The organism is Prevotella intermedia ATCC 25611 = DSM 20706 (assembly GCF_001953955.1).
Lineage (GTDB): Bacteria > Bacteroidota > Bacteroidia > Bacteroidales > Bacteroidaceae > Prevotella > Prevotella intermedia.
This window is the reverse complement of record NZ_CP019300.1, coordinates 1713865-1728118: the sequence shown is the minus strand read 5'-3', so window position 1 is coordinate 1728118 and position 14254 is coordinate 1713865. Positions and strand designations below refer to the sequence as shown.

The 14254-nt window shown below is 45.5% G+C and carries 12 protein-coding genes; 4 read left to right on the top strand and 8 right to left on the bottom strand.

Features of this window, described 5'->3' with window-relative positions:
• Nucleotides 1–17: 17 nt before the first annotated feature.
• The gene (locus tag BWX39_RS07425; RefSeq protein ID WP_028905129.1) at nucleotides 18–1337 is read left to right on the top strand and encodes a suppressor of fused domain protein; all 1320 of its coding nucleotides are present in this window, start codon (nucleotides 18–20) and stop codon (nucleotides 1335–1337) included.
• Nucleotides 1338–1434: 97 nt separating this feature from the next.
• Nucleotides 1435–1623: a hypothetical protein gene (locus tag BWX39_RS12830; protein WP_076123314.1), complete on the top strand. Its 189-nt coding sequence runs from the start codon at nucleotides 1435–1437 to the stop codon at nucleotides 1621–1623.
• A gap of 159 nt (nucleotides 1624–1782) precedes the next feature.
• Here BWX39_RS12830 and BWX39_RS07415 read toward each other — a convergent pair whose 3' ends face one another.
• The 3 genes from BWX39_RS07415 to BWX39_RS07405 all read right to left on the bottom strand — a co-directional run bounded on the left by BWX39_RS07415 (nucleotide 1783) and on the right by BWX39_RS07405 (nucleotide 5263).
• A complete protein-coding gene (locus BWX39_RS07415; protein WP_028905128.1) occupies nucleotides 1783–2997 on the bottom strand; it encodes a uracil-xanthine permease family protein in 1215 nt (404 codons plus the stop codon).
• Between the two features lie 110 nt (nucleotides 2998–3107).
• Entirely contained in the window at nucleotides 3108–4121 is a 1014-nt protein-coding gene (locus tag BWX39_RS07410) for an iron ABC transporter permease (protein WP_028905127.1), read from the bottom strand.
• 23 nt (nucleotides 4122–4144) lie between these two features.
• On the bottom strand, nucleotides 4145–5263 hold the full coding sequence (locus BWX39_RS07405) for an ABC transporter substrate-binding protein (RefSeq protein WP_028905126.1): 1119 nt from the start codon (nucleotides 5261–5263) through the stop codon (nucleotides 4145–4147).
• A gap of 131 nt (nucleotides 5264–5394) precedes the next feature.
• Between BWX39_RS07405 and BWX39_RS07400 the strand changes: the two genes are divergently transcribed.
• Nucleotides 5395–6861: an SLC13 family permease gene (locus BWX39_RS07400; RefSeq protein ID WP_028905125.1), complete on the top strand. Its 1467-nt coding sequence runs from the start codon at nucleotides 5395–5397 to the stop codon at nucleotides 6859–6861.
• 309 nt (nucleotides 6862–7170) lie between these two features.
• Here the strand turns inward: BWX39_RS07400 and BWX39_RS07390 are convergent, their stop codons facing one another.
• Genes BWX39_RS07390 through BWX39_RS07370 form a run of 5 tightly spaced genes read right to left on the bottom strand, consistent with a single transcriptional unit; the run spans nucleotide 7171 to nucleotide 12833 of the window.
• Nucleotides 7171–8472: an NCS2 family permease gene (locus BWX39_RS07390; protein WP_028905124.1), complete on the bottom strand. Its 1302-nt coding sequence runs from the start codon at nucleotides 8470–8472 to the stop codon at nucleotides 7171–7173.
• Between the two features lie 26 nt (nucleotides 8473–8498).
• Nucleotides 8499–9281 carry an NAD(+) diphosphatase gene (nudC, locus tag BWX39_RS07385; protein ID WP_028905123.1) on the bottom strand — a complete coding sequence of 261 codons (783 nt, stop codon included), beginning with the start codon at nucleotides 9279–9281 and terminating at the stop codon, nucleotides 8499–8501.
• Nucleotides 9282–9317: 36 nt separating this feature from the next.
• Nucleotides 9318–11075, bottom strand: a complete 1758-nt coding sequence (locus tag BWX39_RS07380) for a bifunctional metallophosphatase/5'-nucleotidase (protein ID WP_028905122.1) — start codon at nucleotides 11073–11075, stop codon at nucleotides 9318–9320.
• A 54-nt stretch (nucleotides 11076–11129) separates the two neighbouring features.
• Nucleotides 11130–12386 carry a type IX secretion system plug protein gene (locus tag BWX39_RS07375; RefSeq protein WP_028905121.1) on the bottom strand — a complete coding sequence of 419 codons (1257 nt, stop codon included), beginning with the start codon at nucleotides 12384–12386 and terminating at the stop codon, nucleotides 11130–11132.
• 18 nt (nucleotides 12387–12404) lie between these two features.
• Nucleotides 12405–12833, bottom strand: a complete 429-nt coding sequence (locus BWX39_RS07370; RefSeq protein ID WP_028905120.1) for a hypothetical protein — start codon at nucleotides 12831–12833, stop codon at nucleotides 12405–12407.
• 226 nt (nucleotides 12834–13059) lie between these two features.
• On the opposite strand from BWX39_RS07370, the gene galE reads away from it, so the two are divergent.
• On the top strand, nucleotides 13060–14097 hold the full coding sequence (gene galE / locus BWX39_RS07365) for a UDP-glucose 4-epimerase GalE (protein WP_028905119.1): 1038 nt from the start codon (nucleotides 13060–13062) through the stop codon (nucleotides 14095–14097).
• Nucleotides 14098–14254 lie beyond the last annotated feature (157 nt).

Here is a 14254-nt window from a genome sequence, read left to right as displayed (position 1 = left end):
ATTTTGTTGCTTTCACGATGAGGCATATTACAAGAGACGAAGCCTTAAAGTTGCTGATACACGATAATCCCGAGCCAGTTGCGAGCCGTTGCGACAAGTCTATGTGGTGGTTCATACCTCGTGCCGTTGGCGGACTGTGGGCGCAGCATACCCGCAAAATGCTTGTTTCTTGGCTTATTCTGCTCGTATCCCCTTTGTTCTTTAGTCTGCGAAGCGTCGAACTTGCCGTACTCGGTGTGTTCATCGTCTTGTTTTGCATTCTTGCCTACTATGTTTATATTTACGGAAAGATACACAAAACATTAAAGCTCAATACTTATCGCATCGACGAAGAAGGCATATCGGTGTCGGTAACCACAGTCGATGGCATTCAGGCACGCTATCTTACCACGCCGTTCTCGTTGATTAAGGATATATGGTTGGCGCAGAAATACATTTATATCGAGACGGAAGACAAGACAGATATAGGCGTTGTCTACCTTTTTTCCGACGAACCCGAACGCATTTTGGGCAATATCGTATCGTATATGCAGTTGGAAAAGAAAACCGACGAGGACAAACCCTTACCCCGTTATAGTGCAGAAGAGCGCGCAGACCTACGGAAATTCGTGGAAGAACGCTTCGGAAAGATTGATGCTGTGCTGCACGATACCGACGGCGAAGGCTTTCCCATCGACATTGTCAGCATTCCTCCCACCAAGCAGCACAACTACTGGACGCTCTGCACTGTCGGCGCAGGAGCCATTCGTGTGCCCAACGAGGAGTATTACAAGCGGTCGGACAATGGCGAAACAACTTTCGACGAAACCAAATACACCGATGGCTTTGTGGTGGAACACTTTGAATACGTTATGTATCTGCCGCCCGACTGGAACGTAACCGATGCCGATTTAAGCAAAGACAGCAACTATTGGTATCTCCGCTTGCTGCGCGATGTGGTGCAATACACCTATTACAACTTCCAGTTTCAGCTGGGCGACACGCTGAGCTACAATGACAGCGACAGCGAAGAACTCTCGTTCGATGCTTCCACCGACTTCTTTGCCGTGCTGATGCTGTGTCCGCTGCCCGATGTACCCAACGAAGTGTTTGCCAATATAGGCGGCCGCACCATTCAGTTCCACCAAGTTGTGCCCATCACCGTTGAGGAATCCGACTATATAAGTCAGCGTTCTGCTGCCGACTTTATGAAGAAATATATGGGCATAGACGCTGTTCAGTTGGACGGCGAACCTATGGACGTGAAGCACAAACAATATTCAGAAGCACTTATTTCGCACTTCGAACGCCACATAAAAGGCGCAAACGTCGTAACAATGTACCCACAACAGAAGTAGATAATTGCCGTTCGACCAAACCGAAAACACAGCAATATTTCTTTTTTAATAAGCAGAAAGAAGACGAAAAGTATGTAAATATTTTTAACAAGCATATCTGTCGTGTAACTTGTTTGCTGTCAATGCATTGCAAAACCTATTGTTTTGCGTTCCAAAAGCGGCTGTTTTGCACGGTAAAAGCGTAGGTTTTGCATCGCAAAAGAGCCGCTTTCGCAACGTCAAATCGAAATTATCGTTTTCCTTCAGAATTATATTTACAAAACAAGAGCGATTTCCTATCTGTTAGTCTAAAGATTCTATAAAATCTAAGAATACTAGAATATCTAAAAAAGCCAGCATTTACGCTCGTCAATATATCCAACAAAAAGCGGGGACAACAGCATAAAAGCATTGTTGTCCCCGCAGTTTTATATTGGATTATAGTAGGTTGTGTGTTACAAAAGTATTATTCTTCCGTCTCTTCCTCCTTTGGGTGTGGCAACACAAGGTTAAGAAGTACACCTACAATAGCCGACAGACCGATGCCACTCATGGCGAAATTGCCATAAGTAAGGATAGCTCCGCCAATACCAATGGTCAGCGTTACCGAAATAATGATGGTGTTTCGGGTGTGGTTCAAGTTCACTTTGTGCTGTATAAGGTTCTGTATGCCCACCGAAGCGATGGTACCAAAGAGCAGCAACATAATGCCACCGAGCACGGCTGCAGGTATGCTTTGCAGCAAGGCACTGAGCTTTCCGATTACAGAAAAGACGATGGCAGTGGCTGCCGAAATGCGAATAACCTGTGGTTGAGTGATTTTTGTGATGCTCATAGCACCTGTAACTTCGCTGTAAGTCGTAACAGGAGGGCCGCCGAAGAAGCTTGCTGCAAGGCAAGCCAAGCCGTCGCCGAGCATTGTTCGGTGCAGTCCGGGGTCTTTTACGAAGTCTTTCTGCGCCACGGCTCCTACCACGTAAACGTCGCCGATATGCTCGATAACGGGTGCAATGGCTACTGGAATCATGAAAAGGAAGGGTTCCCAAGCAAATTGTGGTAGGTGGAAGTCTGCCAATGCGGGTGGTAATGCAAACCAAGGTGCAGCTGCCACGTTCGTGAAGTCTACTTCTCCCATACAAACTGCTGCAATATAGCCCACTACAATGCCACAAACTACGGGCACGAGCTTGATGAGTCCTTTTCCCAAAGTAAGCACCAAGATAGCCACTGTGAGCGAGATGCCAGCCAAAAGCCAGTTGTTCTTAGCCATATCTACTGCCGAACTCGAGAGCGAAAGACCAATCAAGATGATGACAGGACCTATCACGACAGGTGGAAAAAGTCTGTTTAGCAGCTTCCTGCCTTGCCATTTAATGAGTGCCGACATAAGGAAATAGACCAGCGAAACGCCAATGATACCTGCCAATGTGCCAGGCATTCCCCATTGTTTCGACGCCGAAATGATTGGTGCAATGAAAGCAAACGACGACCCGAGAAAGATGGGCACCTTGCCTTTTGTGGTTAAATGGAAAATGAAAGTTCCGATACCTGCCGTGAAAAGGGCAGTGGCGGGGTCGAGCCCAACGAGCAACGGAACGAGGACAGTTGCGCCAAAAGCCACGAAAAGGAATTGTACGCCTACTACTGTTCGTCTGAATGGTGATAAATTAGTTGTGTTCATTGTTATTAAATTAGATTAACCGCATAGCTTCCACTACCGATTTTGTTTGCAAAGCTACAAAAAATAATCCAACTGCTAAAAGCTATTGGATTATTTTTCTGTGGGTTTTGCTAACCTTTCGACTTCATAAGTACATAAATTACTACGGGTGCACCGATTAAAGGCGTTACCGCATTGAGCGGAATAATGCCACCTTCGCTGGGTAAATAGCAAATAAGGTTGCAGAAAAGAGCTATCAACGCACCGCTGAGAATGGTAGAAGGCAGTAGCAGACGATGGTTTTCGGTGGTCAGCAAGAGGCGCGCAATGTGGGGAACAGCCAAGCCAATGAAACCTATTGGACCGCAGAAAGCAGTGGTAATGGCTGCCAGCAACCCTGTAACAACGAGCAGATAGTTGCGTGTTCGGCGTGTGTTGATGCCCAAACTCTCGGCATACTGCGCTCCAAGCAGCAAGGCGTTGAGCGGCTTCATCAGTAGCAGCGAACAGAAAATGCCTATGCTGACAATCGCCATAAACACAGGAATGTGTTCCATAGACACGCCTCCGAAATTGCCCATACCCCATATCATGTAGCTTTTTACGCCTTCTTCGGTGGCAAAGAAGTTGAGCAACGACACCACGGACGACGACATATAGCCTACCATAATGCCGATGATGAGCAGCAAGACGCTGTTTCTGATGATGAGCGAGAAGAAGAATATCAGTGCCGTTACTGCCATTGCACCTACGAAAGCTGCAACCAACACCGCCATAAAGCCCGATACCGAGAACAAAACCGTAGACACATTGCCACCCAAAAGCAGCATTACGAGTGCCACACCCAAGCCCGCTCCTGCATTGATACCGAACACGTCGGGACCTGCCAATGGGTTTCGGAAGGCGGTTTGCAGCATCAAACCGCTTACTGCAAGTGCTCCACCGCAGAACATAGCCGTAATTGCTTGCGGCAAACGGTTCTCTAAAACGATGAAACGCCAACTCTCCTTGCCATCAAATCGTCCTAAGAAAATATCCACAATGTCGTTAAACGGAATGCGTACTGAACCAATATAGAGGTTCAGTAAGAACAGAATAACGATGCCAAGTGGCAGCAGAACAAATGCCCAAGTATTCTTTTTCATTGCCTGAAAGGTTTCTGCCGATTTTATAAACGGTGGTAATAACGCATCGAACCAGTCCTTAAATCGGGGTGGAAGAGTTGGATAAGGTCTGACAAAAGCCAGTCTGGACGCCAGCTAACTTCCTCGAAATAGGGCGTTTTGTCTACCTGACAGCCGTAGATTTCGCCTGTCTTGAAGGGTTTTAATGCCGTGTAGCCTTGGTATTCAGCTAAGAGTTGCTGCTTGTTGAAGCCACCATAGTAGCTGAAAACCCAAAAATCAGCCTGTCCAGCTTTGTCCAACACGGTTTCAAAAGGCAGCGCAAGACTTCCGCTCTTGTTGTTGTCGGCAAACGCATACTTGCCGTTGGCATCTTTATAGAGCAAGCCCACGCTGCTTTCGCCGCCCGGCATATACCACACGCTGCCTGTTTTGCGGTCGGGTAGCACCGAAAGCGTTTGCTTGGAACTCTTTGCCTTGGCTTTCAAAGCAAGGTAGTTGCTTTCCACAACTTTGAATAATGAGTCGGCAGACTGCTGACAACCGAACAGAATACCATAGAATTTAATCCATTCGGCACGCCCCAACGCAGAGGTTTCCATATATTCCGCACATTCGATAATAGGGATTTTAATCTCGTCTAACTTGCCGTAGCCACCGCTGTTCTCGAACGGTGAGAGCAGCAAACCGTCGGGCTTAATGTCGATAATCTTCTCTATGTCGGGCTTCATACCATCGCCACAATCGGTAATCGTCTTTGTTTGAAGTCGTTTTTGTACGTCGGGTATCAGCATGTATTTCGTATCGGCAACACCTGCAATGGCATTTTGCGCACCCAACATTTCCATTAGGTTGGCGTGTGCGGTTGTAAAGAACACCCCACGCTTCATCGGCACTTGCACAAGAGTGCCGTCCGCAGGCTTCTCAGCCTTGCTTGCATCTTCCACCAAATAGTAGGTGTGCAGTGTCTTACCCTTTTTCCAAGGGTTGGAAAGGGTTACCTTGATGCCGTCGGAGGTACGTTCCATTTTTATATTCTCGGCATATTTAAATAACAATGTGCTGTCTGTTGGAGCGTTGGTATTCGCCATTTTGGCTTTGTTGTTGCTACAACCGAAGCACAGACTTAATAATAAGAGGTATAGAATCAATGATTTTCGCATAGTGAAAGAATATTTTCGACAAAAGTACAAAAAATGTTTCGATTTTTGTAAGAATACAAACTTTTTCGTAATTTAGTAGCCAATTTAAGTAACTATATAAACAATCATTTTTAACTAATTAAATTTTTACCATGTTAGAGAATAATTTAAACACACTGTCTGCTCACATTGAGATGAAGAAAGTGTGGCAGCTATTGGGAATTGTGCTGATAACAGCCGTAGTTTGGAACCTTCCCATCTCAGTGTTCGATATTGATGGACTCACCGTTGTGCAGCAACGCATCATTGCCATTTTTGTTTTTGCAACGCTTTCTTGGCTAACCGAGTGTATTCCCGCGTGGGCAACGTCGTTGGCTATTATGACTATAATGTGTGTATCAGTGTCGGAAAACTCGTTCCAATTCTTCAAAGGCGATGGAATAGGGGAACTGTTGAAATCGAAAGAGATTATGGCATCGTTTGCCGACCCTATTATTATGTTGTTCTTGGCTGGTTTTATTCTTGCCATTGCTGCGTCGAAGTCGGGTCTTGACACGCTGTTGGCTAAGAATATGATACGTCCTTTCGGAAACAAGAGCGAGAATGTGCTGCTCGGTTTCCTATTCATAACAGGTATTTTCTCGATGTTTATCTCGAATACAGCGACTGCTGCCCTTATGCTGACGTTCTTGGCACCTGTGTTTGCATCGTTGCCTGCAAACGGAAAGGGGCGTATCGCACTCACAATGTCTATTCCGCTGGCTGCCAACTTGGGCGGTATCGGCACGCCTATCGGTACTCCTCCGAACATGATTGCAATGAAATTCCTGAACGACCCTGATGGTTTGAACTTAGGAATCAGCTTCGGTCAGTGGATGCTTATTATGGGTCCGCTTGTCGTTATCTTGCTTCTTATCTGCTGGCGCGTGATTCTTTACTTCTTCCCATTCAGCAAGAAAACCATCGAATTGGAGATTAAAGGCGAAATACACCGTGGTTGGCGTATGTACGTAGTAATTGCCACTTTCATCATAACGATTTTGCTTTGGATTATTCCGAAAGAAATTACGGGCATAAACACAAACACCGTGTCGATGATACCGATGGGAATCTTCGCCATAACAGGCGTTATCAATGCGAAAGACTTGCAGCAAATCGACTGGAGTGTTATCTGGATGGTAGCTGGAGGTTTTGCACTCGGTCTTGGTATGAACGGTTCCGGATTGGCTGATGTTGCCATTGAAAGCATACCGTTCGGCAGTTGGAGTCCTATTGTTATTCTCATCGTGTCTGGACTTATCTGTTACTTCTTGTCGAACTTTATTTCCAACACCGCTACGGCAGCCCTTCTGATGCCTATTTTGGCTGTAGTTTGCCGTGCTATGGGCGACAAGCTCGATGTTATCGGTGGCACCAGCACCGTGCTTCTCGGTGTGGCGATAGCCGCTTCTACTGCTATGTGTTTGCCTATCTCTACTCCTCCAAATGCCATTGCTTACTCAACAGGTTTGGTAGAACAGAAAGATATGTTGAAGACAGGTATTACCTGTGGTATCATTTCCATCGTATTGGGTTATGGTCTCTTGTTCGTCGTGGGCGAGTTGCACCTCTTAGGATAATCAATATACATACTGAAAATAAAAGGTCGCAACCTTTCGGGGCTGCGGCCTTTTCTGTTTTGTTTCTTGAATAATACGCCTTGGTTTTGTAAAGATAATTCCAACGGAAAACGGTAATTTCGATTTGACACTGCGAAAGCGGCTCTTTTGCAACGCAAAACCTACGCTTTTACCGTGCAAAAGAGCCGCTTTTGGAATGCAAAACAATAGGTTTTGCAAAGTGTTGATAGCGAGATAGTTAAGTAAAAGTTATGTTTGCGAAAAATATTTACACTTTTATTGCTCGCTTTTCGTTTATAAATATCGCTTTTATCCTAATGCAAAGTTGAGAACGAAAAGGATAGAAAGAATGCAAAGCGTCCAGTTCAAGTCTTTCCAACGGTGTGTGCAAAGCTTCATAATAACGAACGACAGAATGCCCAGACAAATGCCATCAGCGATAGAATAGCACAATACCATCGTTATCATTGTTATGAAAGCAGGGAAAGCCTCGGTCATATCTTGTAGGTTTATCTTCTTTACAGAGTCGAGCATCAGCACACCTACCATAATGAGGGCACCACTTGTAGCAGCACTCGGAATAAGCAGGAAGATAGGAGAAAGGAACAAAGCAAAAATGAACATAGCACCTACAACCAACGATGTTACACCTGAGTGACCTCCTTCGGCTATTCCGCTTGCGCTTTCTATATAGGTAGAGATGGTAGAACTACCGAGCATGGCTCCGCAAGTAGTACCAATGGCATCGCTCATCATCGCTTCGCTGACACGTGGAATGCTTCCGTCTTCGCGTACAATGCCCGTTTTTTCAGCCAAACCCATCAGTGTTCCGATGGTATCGAAGATATTGACGATTAGCAATGAGAAGACAACAAGAACTGTTTTAAGGTTTAATAAACCTGAAAAATCGAACTGGCAGAAGATTGGCGAAATATCTTGAGGCGCAGAAACTGGCAACCAATGGTCTGGGAAAACGGTAACGCCCAATGGTATTCCTATCAAGGTTGTGGCAATAATGCCCCAAAATAGCGCACCCTTAACGTTGCGTGCCATAAGCACACCGCTAAGTAAGGTGGCGAAAATACCCAGCAGACAGGGTGCGGTGAAAGCACCTAAGCCTACGAAAGTGCCCTCTTTCGATACGATAATCTCTGCATTTTTAAGACCGATGAAGGCAATGAACATACCGATACCTGCAGAAATGGCATAGCGTAGATTGTTCGGAATGGCATTGAATATCATTTCACGCACGTTGAAGAACGTTATCAAGATGAACACGATACCCTCGATGAGCAGAATGGCGAGCGAGTTCTGCCACGAATAGCCCATTGCCTGACAAAGTGTATAGGCAAAGAATGCGTTGAGACCCATTGACGGTGCTTGCGCAAAAGGCAACTTTGCCATAAACGCCAATAAGAGTGTGGCTATCGCCGACGCCAATGCCGTGGCAGTAAAGAGTGCACCTTGGTCCATACCCGTAGACATAAGGATTGCTGGGTTCACTGCCAGAATGTAGCTCATAGTGAGGAATGTTGTTACGCCTGCTATCAGTTCGGTGCGCAACTTCATAGTTTTAGGGTCGAAGCCCAATGTTTTTTCTAAAAAGTTCATACGTTTTTTAGTTTGTATTTTGATTATTATTTGTTGTTTTTCGTGTTTTCAAGCCAATCGTCTATCAACATTCGGGCGATTGATAACTTCTCCGGCAGGTTGGGCAGGTTGTCTTTTCCGAACCAACTGCCCTTGCAAAGCTCGCTCCATTGCAATTGTATCTCGCCTCCAACGTAGTCGGCATTGTAGCCCACCATTATGCCGCAAGGGTACGGCCACGGCTGCGAACCGAAGTATCGGAGGTTGTTTATCTGTATTCCAGTTTCTTCCATTACCTCTCTGTGTACGGCTTCTTCGAAGGTTTCGCCCGTTTCCACGAAGCCTGCAACTAAGCCGTAGTGGTTGTCTTTAAAGTTTTTGGCACGCACCAAAAGCACTTCTTCGCCACGATGTACCAATACAATGACGGCTGTTGAAACCTGTGGCCAAACCTCTTTGCCACAGTTTGTGCAGCGTTTGGATATTTCGCTGTTCAGTTTCATCGGTGCTCCGCAAACGCCACAGAAGCGCGTGTTCTGGTTCCAGTATAGCAGTTCGTAGCATTTTCCTGCTTTCAGGTAAAACGCTTGTGCAAGTTTGTAATAGCTGTTGCGTAGTCCGCACATCTCGAACGCTGGGTTGTCGGTCAGCGGCGTATCTATGCTTACAGCCTTTACGCTTGTTCCGTCGGGCATAGGGTCTGTATCCAATACCTGCGACCACGCTTTCAGTGGGGTAGGACAGTGCTCTGATAAGGGGATTGTATAACCGTCGGCGGTCTTTTCCAATACAATGTCGGTCTTGCAGAATACAAACCAATAACACTTCATTTTCGTATCCTTTCCTCTTTTTCCGATGCTTCAGGCTTATTCGCCGAACAGTATTTTACGGTCGCGGGCAGCAGCCTTGTCGGTCCATTCCGTAGGTACGAATTTCCAGTTATTATTGGGTTGTGGGTTCAATGTCCCCGCTTTCTTAATCTCTTCCATAAGATAATGGCGTTGGTCGCGCTCGCTTCGCCATACAATGCGGCTTTTCAACTGCTCTTGCGGAATGCCTGCGCCCTTGGTAAGGAGCTCTCCTCCGCCATTGCCACGATAGCTGTTTACGGCTACCTTATAGTATTTTGTTTCGTCGAAAGGCTGTCCGTTGCTCATTCTTAGTATGTTTACCTTCTGCCCATAAGGCTTTGTTACGTCCACTTCATAGTCAATTCCTGCAGCAGAGTCGAAGTTGAACGAGAAGTTTTTAAAGCCTAAGCGTTGCGAATCGTCCCTTGTGTCTTCCGAAAGCAATAGCAAATGGTCGTCAGCCGACTTCATTGTGTTCACCCAAAGGTTATAGCTCATCTCCAAATAGTCCTTGATTTCCTTGCCTGTCAGCTTCATAATGTAGAGCTGGTTCTCGTATTTGTAAAGGCTGAACATATCGCCTACGGTTATTGCACCGGCTTTAATGGACGAGTTGAAGCCCAAAGGAGCATTGAAAGCAATATCTGCTTTCGTGATTTGAAGCTCTAAATTAAGGATTAAATCGTTGAAGGCAGAGTTGCCAAAGAAGCAGTCTTTCGTGCTGATGGTGTTTTCAAAGCGTCCGATTTCGGTGTTTGCCCAACTCTTTACTTCGTTTATTTCGTTCTCAAAATGTGCCATAAATGGCTCGTCTATTGCCAAATCAGTTACATTGACTACCTCTCCCGACTTCTTGATAACGTTGAAACGCTTGCCATTCTTCGCTTTTTTCTTTGCAGGCGATAAGGTTATGGTTGCCACTGCTACCTTTTGTGCATTGTTGGCAGGGTCGAGACACAACACTTCCTTGCCGCTCTTGTTGGTTACAGTTATATTGCGTGGCTTGTGGTCGTGCCCGAAAAACACCACGTCGAAGCCGTCTACCTCTTCCGCAACCTTCTTTGAAGCGTCCTCAACATAGTTGGGTGTCGTTATTCCACCGTCCCAACCAGAGTGGAAAAGTCCTACGATAACATCGGGTTGCTCGTTTGCCTGCAATGCTGCAACGGTCTTTTTTGCCGACGAAACCATCTCGGCAAAGTGCAAACCTTTCCACAAACCCTCTTCCAACCAATTGGGAATGGCAGGTGTAAGCATACCTACAACAGCCACTTTCACGCCGTTTTTCTTCTTGATAATGGTGTAAGGCAACACGTATGGCTTTTGTGTTTTCGTGTCAATGATGTTTGCTCCCACCACCGGACAGTTCAGTTTGCGTATCCATTTGTCGTAAACGGTGTGCCCAGTCTCTATATCGTGGTTGCCAACACTCGATGCATCGTACTTCATAAAGTTCAATACGCTGGCAGCAATGTTTTCCTTTTGTGTCTGAATGTAGTTGTAGTAATAACTTATTGGTTGCCCTTGCAGAATGTCGCCGTTATCTAAAAGATACACATTCTCTGCGCCTTGCTTCTGTCGTAAATCCTTTACAAAGGTAGCAACCCTTGCCATTGACCCTGCTTTTGGCTTGCGCGTGATGAAGTCGTATGGGAAGAACGAACCGTGAACGTCCGATGTTTCTACCAATGTTATTGTTATATCCTTGTTCTGAGCCATTGCTCCAAAACTGCTTAATGCTAATGCCATAAATGCAAATAAAACTCTTTTCATATATATTTGTTGTTAAAACGTGCTGCGGAAAAGTGCCAATAACGATGTTAAAGCCTATCTTGCTTTAAACTTAAACGACGTGTAGCCCACTAATTTGTCGGTTCTTCCACCTTGCTCACGATAGTAAACCAATGCCTGATAAGTGTTTTCGGTTTGATAGTAGCTGCCTTCCGTAGGCATGATTTCGGTTCTGCCGTTCTCGTTCAGTACAATGTATTGATAGCTGTAATAGCCCAATTTCAGTGGAATAACAGTCTGATAGCTTTTCGATTCTTCATCGTAAGCCAATTTATACTGCGGTAGAAACCTGTCGTAAGTCCAATCGCCATTCACGTAAACATCGCCTTTGACAGGTTGCGGACAGCTTAACTGGAAGTGAACCTGCATATAGTCGCTTTCCGTATTTATGTGGTAGTTGTTCGAATTGCGTATCAAGAACGCTCCGTTCGCATCTTCGTCGTACAGATAGTTTGGCCTTGGCAATGCGATAAAGGGATAAGCGTGGAAGTCTGCGCCGTCCCAACGTATGCGTTCGATGCCTGTTGAGGCTACATCGGTAGACAAAATCTCGAACTTCCTGTATTCGTTGCCTGCCCAAAATATGTAGTTGGCATTGTGGCTCCAGCGCAAACCGTCGCTCATAACATATTGCGGCTTTGCATTCCACCGTGCATTGTCCCACCGTTTGTTCTGCAACAGCACCGTCTTTATTTGTGTCTGCGGGTTCGTTACGTTGTAACTGTTGTACTTCAGTTCCATTTCCACCTGCTGGTGTGCCGTGTTTATGGTGGCATCAGTATTGGTTACGACGTTCAAACCTATGCCCATCGACTGCGTGAAAGGCTCTTTCACCATAAAGCAAACCTTTATGGCATCGTTTCCGTTGTCATCGTAAATCGTAAGCAGATAGTTTCCAGAAATCTTCGGACGGCATACTTCGTTCGGAATGCTGAGATGATAGTGCGTGTAAATGGTATTTGTAAGCAGTGACTGCTCTACGTTGTCTATCGTGTTGCCGTTCGCAAAGCCTTCCACATAGTCGCTGTCAAAGAGCGAAGTTGTTGGTTTCCAATCGGCTTCGCAATGTTCCAACTTGTAGGAATAGCGATGATATTCGTGTGTAAGGTCGTCGAAATGAATGTCCAACACGCCGTTTCCCAATTCCATAATGGGCATGGCGAGCCAGTCTTTGTTCGCTACAACCTGCAACGACCGTATGTTTTCGTTCAGTATTTCGTGGCGTTGCGCTACGGCAGCCATCGAAAACAGGAACGACAATAGAAGCAAGACAGTGTTTCTGCCCTTTCTCATACGCATATATCCTTTCCTTTAAGATAACAGTTTCTTCAAAAACTCGTCGAGGTCTTCCTCTAAACCCGGCAACAACTCGTCGCCAGCGATAATCGTATCGTCGTCTGCCACATAGAGTTCGGCAATGTCTTCTCCCTCCTCGTCTTCCAAAACCAAGCTGTAAGGCTTCATAATGCCAAAGCCGTCTACAACGTCTTTCAGGTTCAGCGTTTCTGCACGGAGCAGCGCAGTAACGTTTTCGTTGAAGTTATCGTCGTTGTTTTCAATCCATTCTTCAACAACACAGCGTGTTATTTCTTCCCCTTCATCGTTGAAAGCCATAAGGTCGCCACTGAATTGCGACACTCTTAAATGAATGTCGGTCATCGTTGTCGGTGCTTCCGTTGTAGGAAATTTCTGCGCAATCTTTTTCAGAAAGCGTTCAATTTGTTGCTTGGTCTGTTCCATAATAAAAAACATTTAAAGAACTTTTGAATGCTGTTTAAACTATGGCAAAGTTAGTAAAACTTTTTATTTATAGCAGTACAATCGCACCTTTTTTAAGAAATTATGCCACTTTTATGGTCTTAACCGCCAATTTCTCAGTATCTTTGCAGGCATAAAAACAGAAAACTCTCTCGTTCTTACCGTAAGAAACGAGAACAAGTTACTTGCAAAATATTTATAAAAAGGTATGAAACAAACAATTTTAGTTACAGGTGGTACAGGCTTTATAGGTTCGCATACAACCGTAGAACTGCAAGAAGCAGGCTACGATGTGGTAATAGTAGACAATCTTTCAAACTCTAAAATAGAAGTACTCGACGGTATCGAGAAGATTACGGGCATACGACCTGCCTTTGAAGAAGTGAACCTCGAAGACAAGGAAGCTACTGAACGTGTATTCCAAAAATACCCCAACATAGAAGGCATTATCCATTTTGCCGCATCGAAAGCTGTGGGCGAAAGCGTTGAAAAGCCATTGATGTACTATCGTAACAATGTTGTTTCGCTCATCAACCTGTTGGAAATGATGCCTAAATACAACGTCAAGGGCATTATTTTCTCAAGTTCCTGCACGGTCTACGGACAGCCAAACCAAGAAAATCTGCCCGTTACAGAAGACGCTCCACACCAGAAAGCCACATCGCCCTACGGCAATACGAAGGAGATAAACGAACAAATCATTTACGATTACATACACAGCGGTGCTGCCATTAAGAGCATTGTGCTTCGCTATTTCAACCCGATTGGCGCACACCCAACGGCACATATTGGCGAATTGCCCAATGGTGTGCCCAACAACCTTATTCCTTTCGTTACGCAGACAGCAATGGGAATACGTGAGCAACTCACCATTTTCGGCAACGATTACAGCACCGAAGACGGCACTTGCATACGCGACTACATCTATGTGGTAGACCTTGCGAAAGCCCACGTAGCGGCTATGGCACGCGTATTGGACAAGGAAACCGACAAGATAGAATACTTCAACATTGGCACAGGTAGTGGAAACTCTACCCTCGAGATAGTAACTACCTTTGAAAAGGCCACGGGTGTGAAGGTGAATTGGAAGTTCGGACCTCGTCGCGAAGGCGATATTGAAAAGATTTGGGGCGATTGCACCAAAGCCAACACGGTGTTGGGCTGGAAAGCCGATACGCCATTGGAGGACGTGCTCGCCTCAGCGTGGAAGTGGCAACAGAAGCTTCGCGAAGACGGCGTAATGTAATTGTCACTGTAAACCCTTACTGAAGACTTGCTGCCGATGCAGCACAATAATACAAGAGCCTATGTTTTGGACAACAAAACATACGCTCTTTCGTTGTAATACCTGTGCTTTTGGCGTGCAAAAATTCTTGTCGCTCAAATTATTTACGTGTAAATAA

Bases quoted from the DNA above. Each gene is read 5' to 3' on its own strand.
- BWX39_RS07375 (WP_028905121.1), bottom strand. From the start codon at position 12,386: ATGAGAAAGGGCAGAAACACTGTCTTGCTTCTATTGTCGTTCCTGTTT.
- BWX39_RS07415 (WP_028905128.1), bottom strand. From the start codon at position 2,997: ATGAACACAACTAATTTATCACCATTCAGACGAACAGTAGTAGGCGTA.
- nudC (WP_028905123.1), bottom strand. From the start codon at position 9,281: ATGAAGTGTTATTGGTTTGTATTCTGCAAGACCGACATTGTATTGGAA.
- BWX39_RS07400 (WP_028905125.1), top strand. From the start codon at position 5,395: ATGTTAGAGAATAATTTAAACACACTGTCTGCTCACATTGAGATGAAG.
- BWX39_RS07370 (WP_028905120.1), bottom strand. From the start codon at position 12,833: ATGGAACAGACCAAGCAACAAATTGAACGCTTTCTGAAAAAGATTGCG.
- BWX39_RS07410 (WP_028905127.1), bottom strand. From the start codon at position 4,121: ATGAAAAAGAATACTTGGGCATTTGTTCTGCTGCCACTTGGCATCGTT.
- BWX39_RS07380 (WP_028905122.1), bottom strand. From the start codon at position 11,075: ATGAAAAGAGTTTTATTTGCATTTATGGCATTAGCATTAAGCAGTTTT.
- BWX39_RS07425 (WP_028905129.1), top strand. From the start codon at position 18: ATGAGGCATATTACAAGAGACGAAGCCTTAAAGTTGCTGATACACGAT.
- BWX39_RS07405 (WP_028905126.1), bottom strand. From the start codon at position 5,263: ATGCGAAAATCATTGATTCTATACCTCTTATTATTAAGTCTGTGCTTC.
- BWX39_RS07390 (WP_028905124.1), bottom strand. From the start codon at position 8,472: ATGAACTTTTTAGAAAAAACATTGGGCTTCGACCCTAAAACTATGAAG.
- galE (WP_028905119.1), top strand. From the start codon at position 13,060: ATGAAACAAACAATTTTAGTTACAGGTGGTACAGGCTTTATAGGTTCG.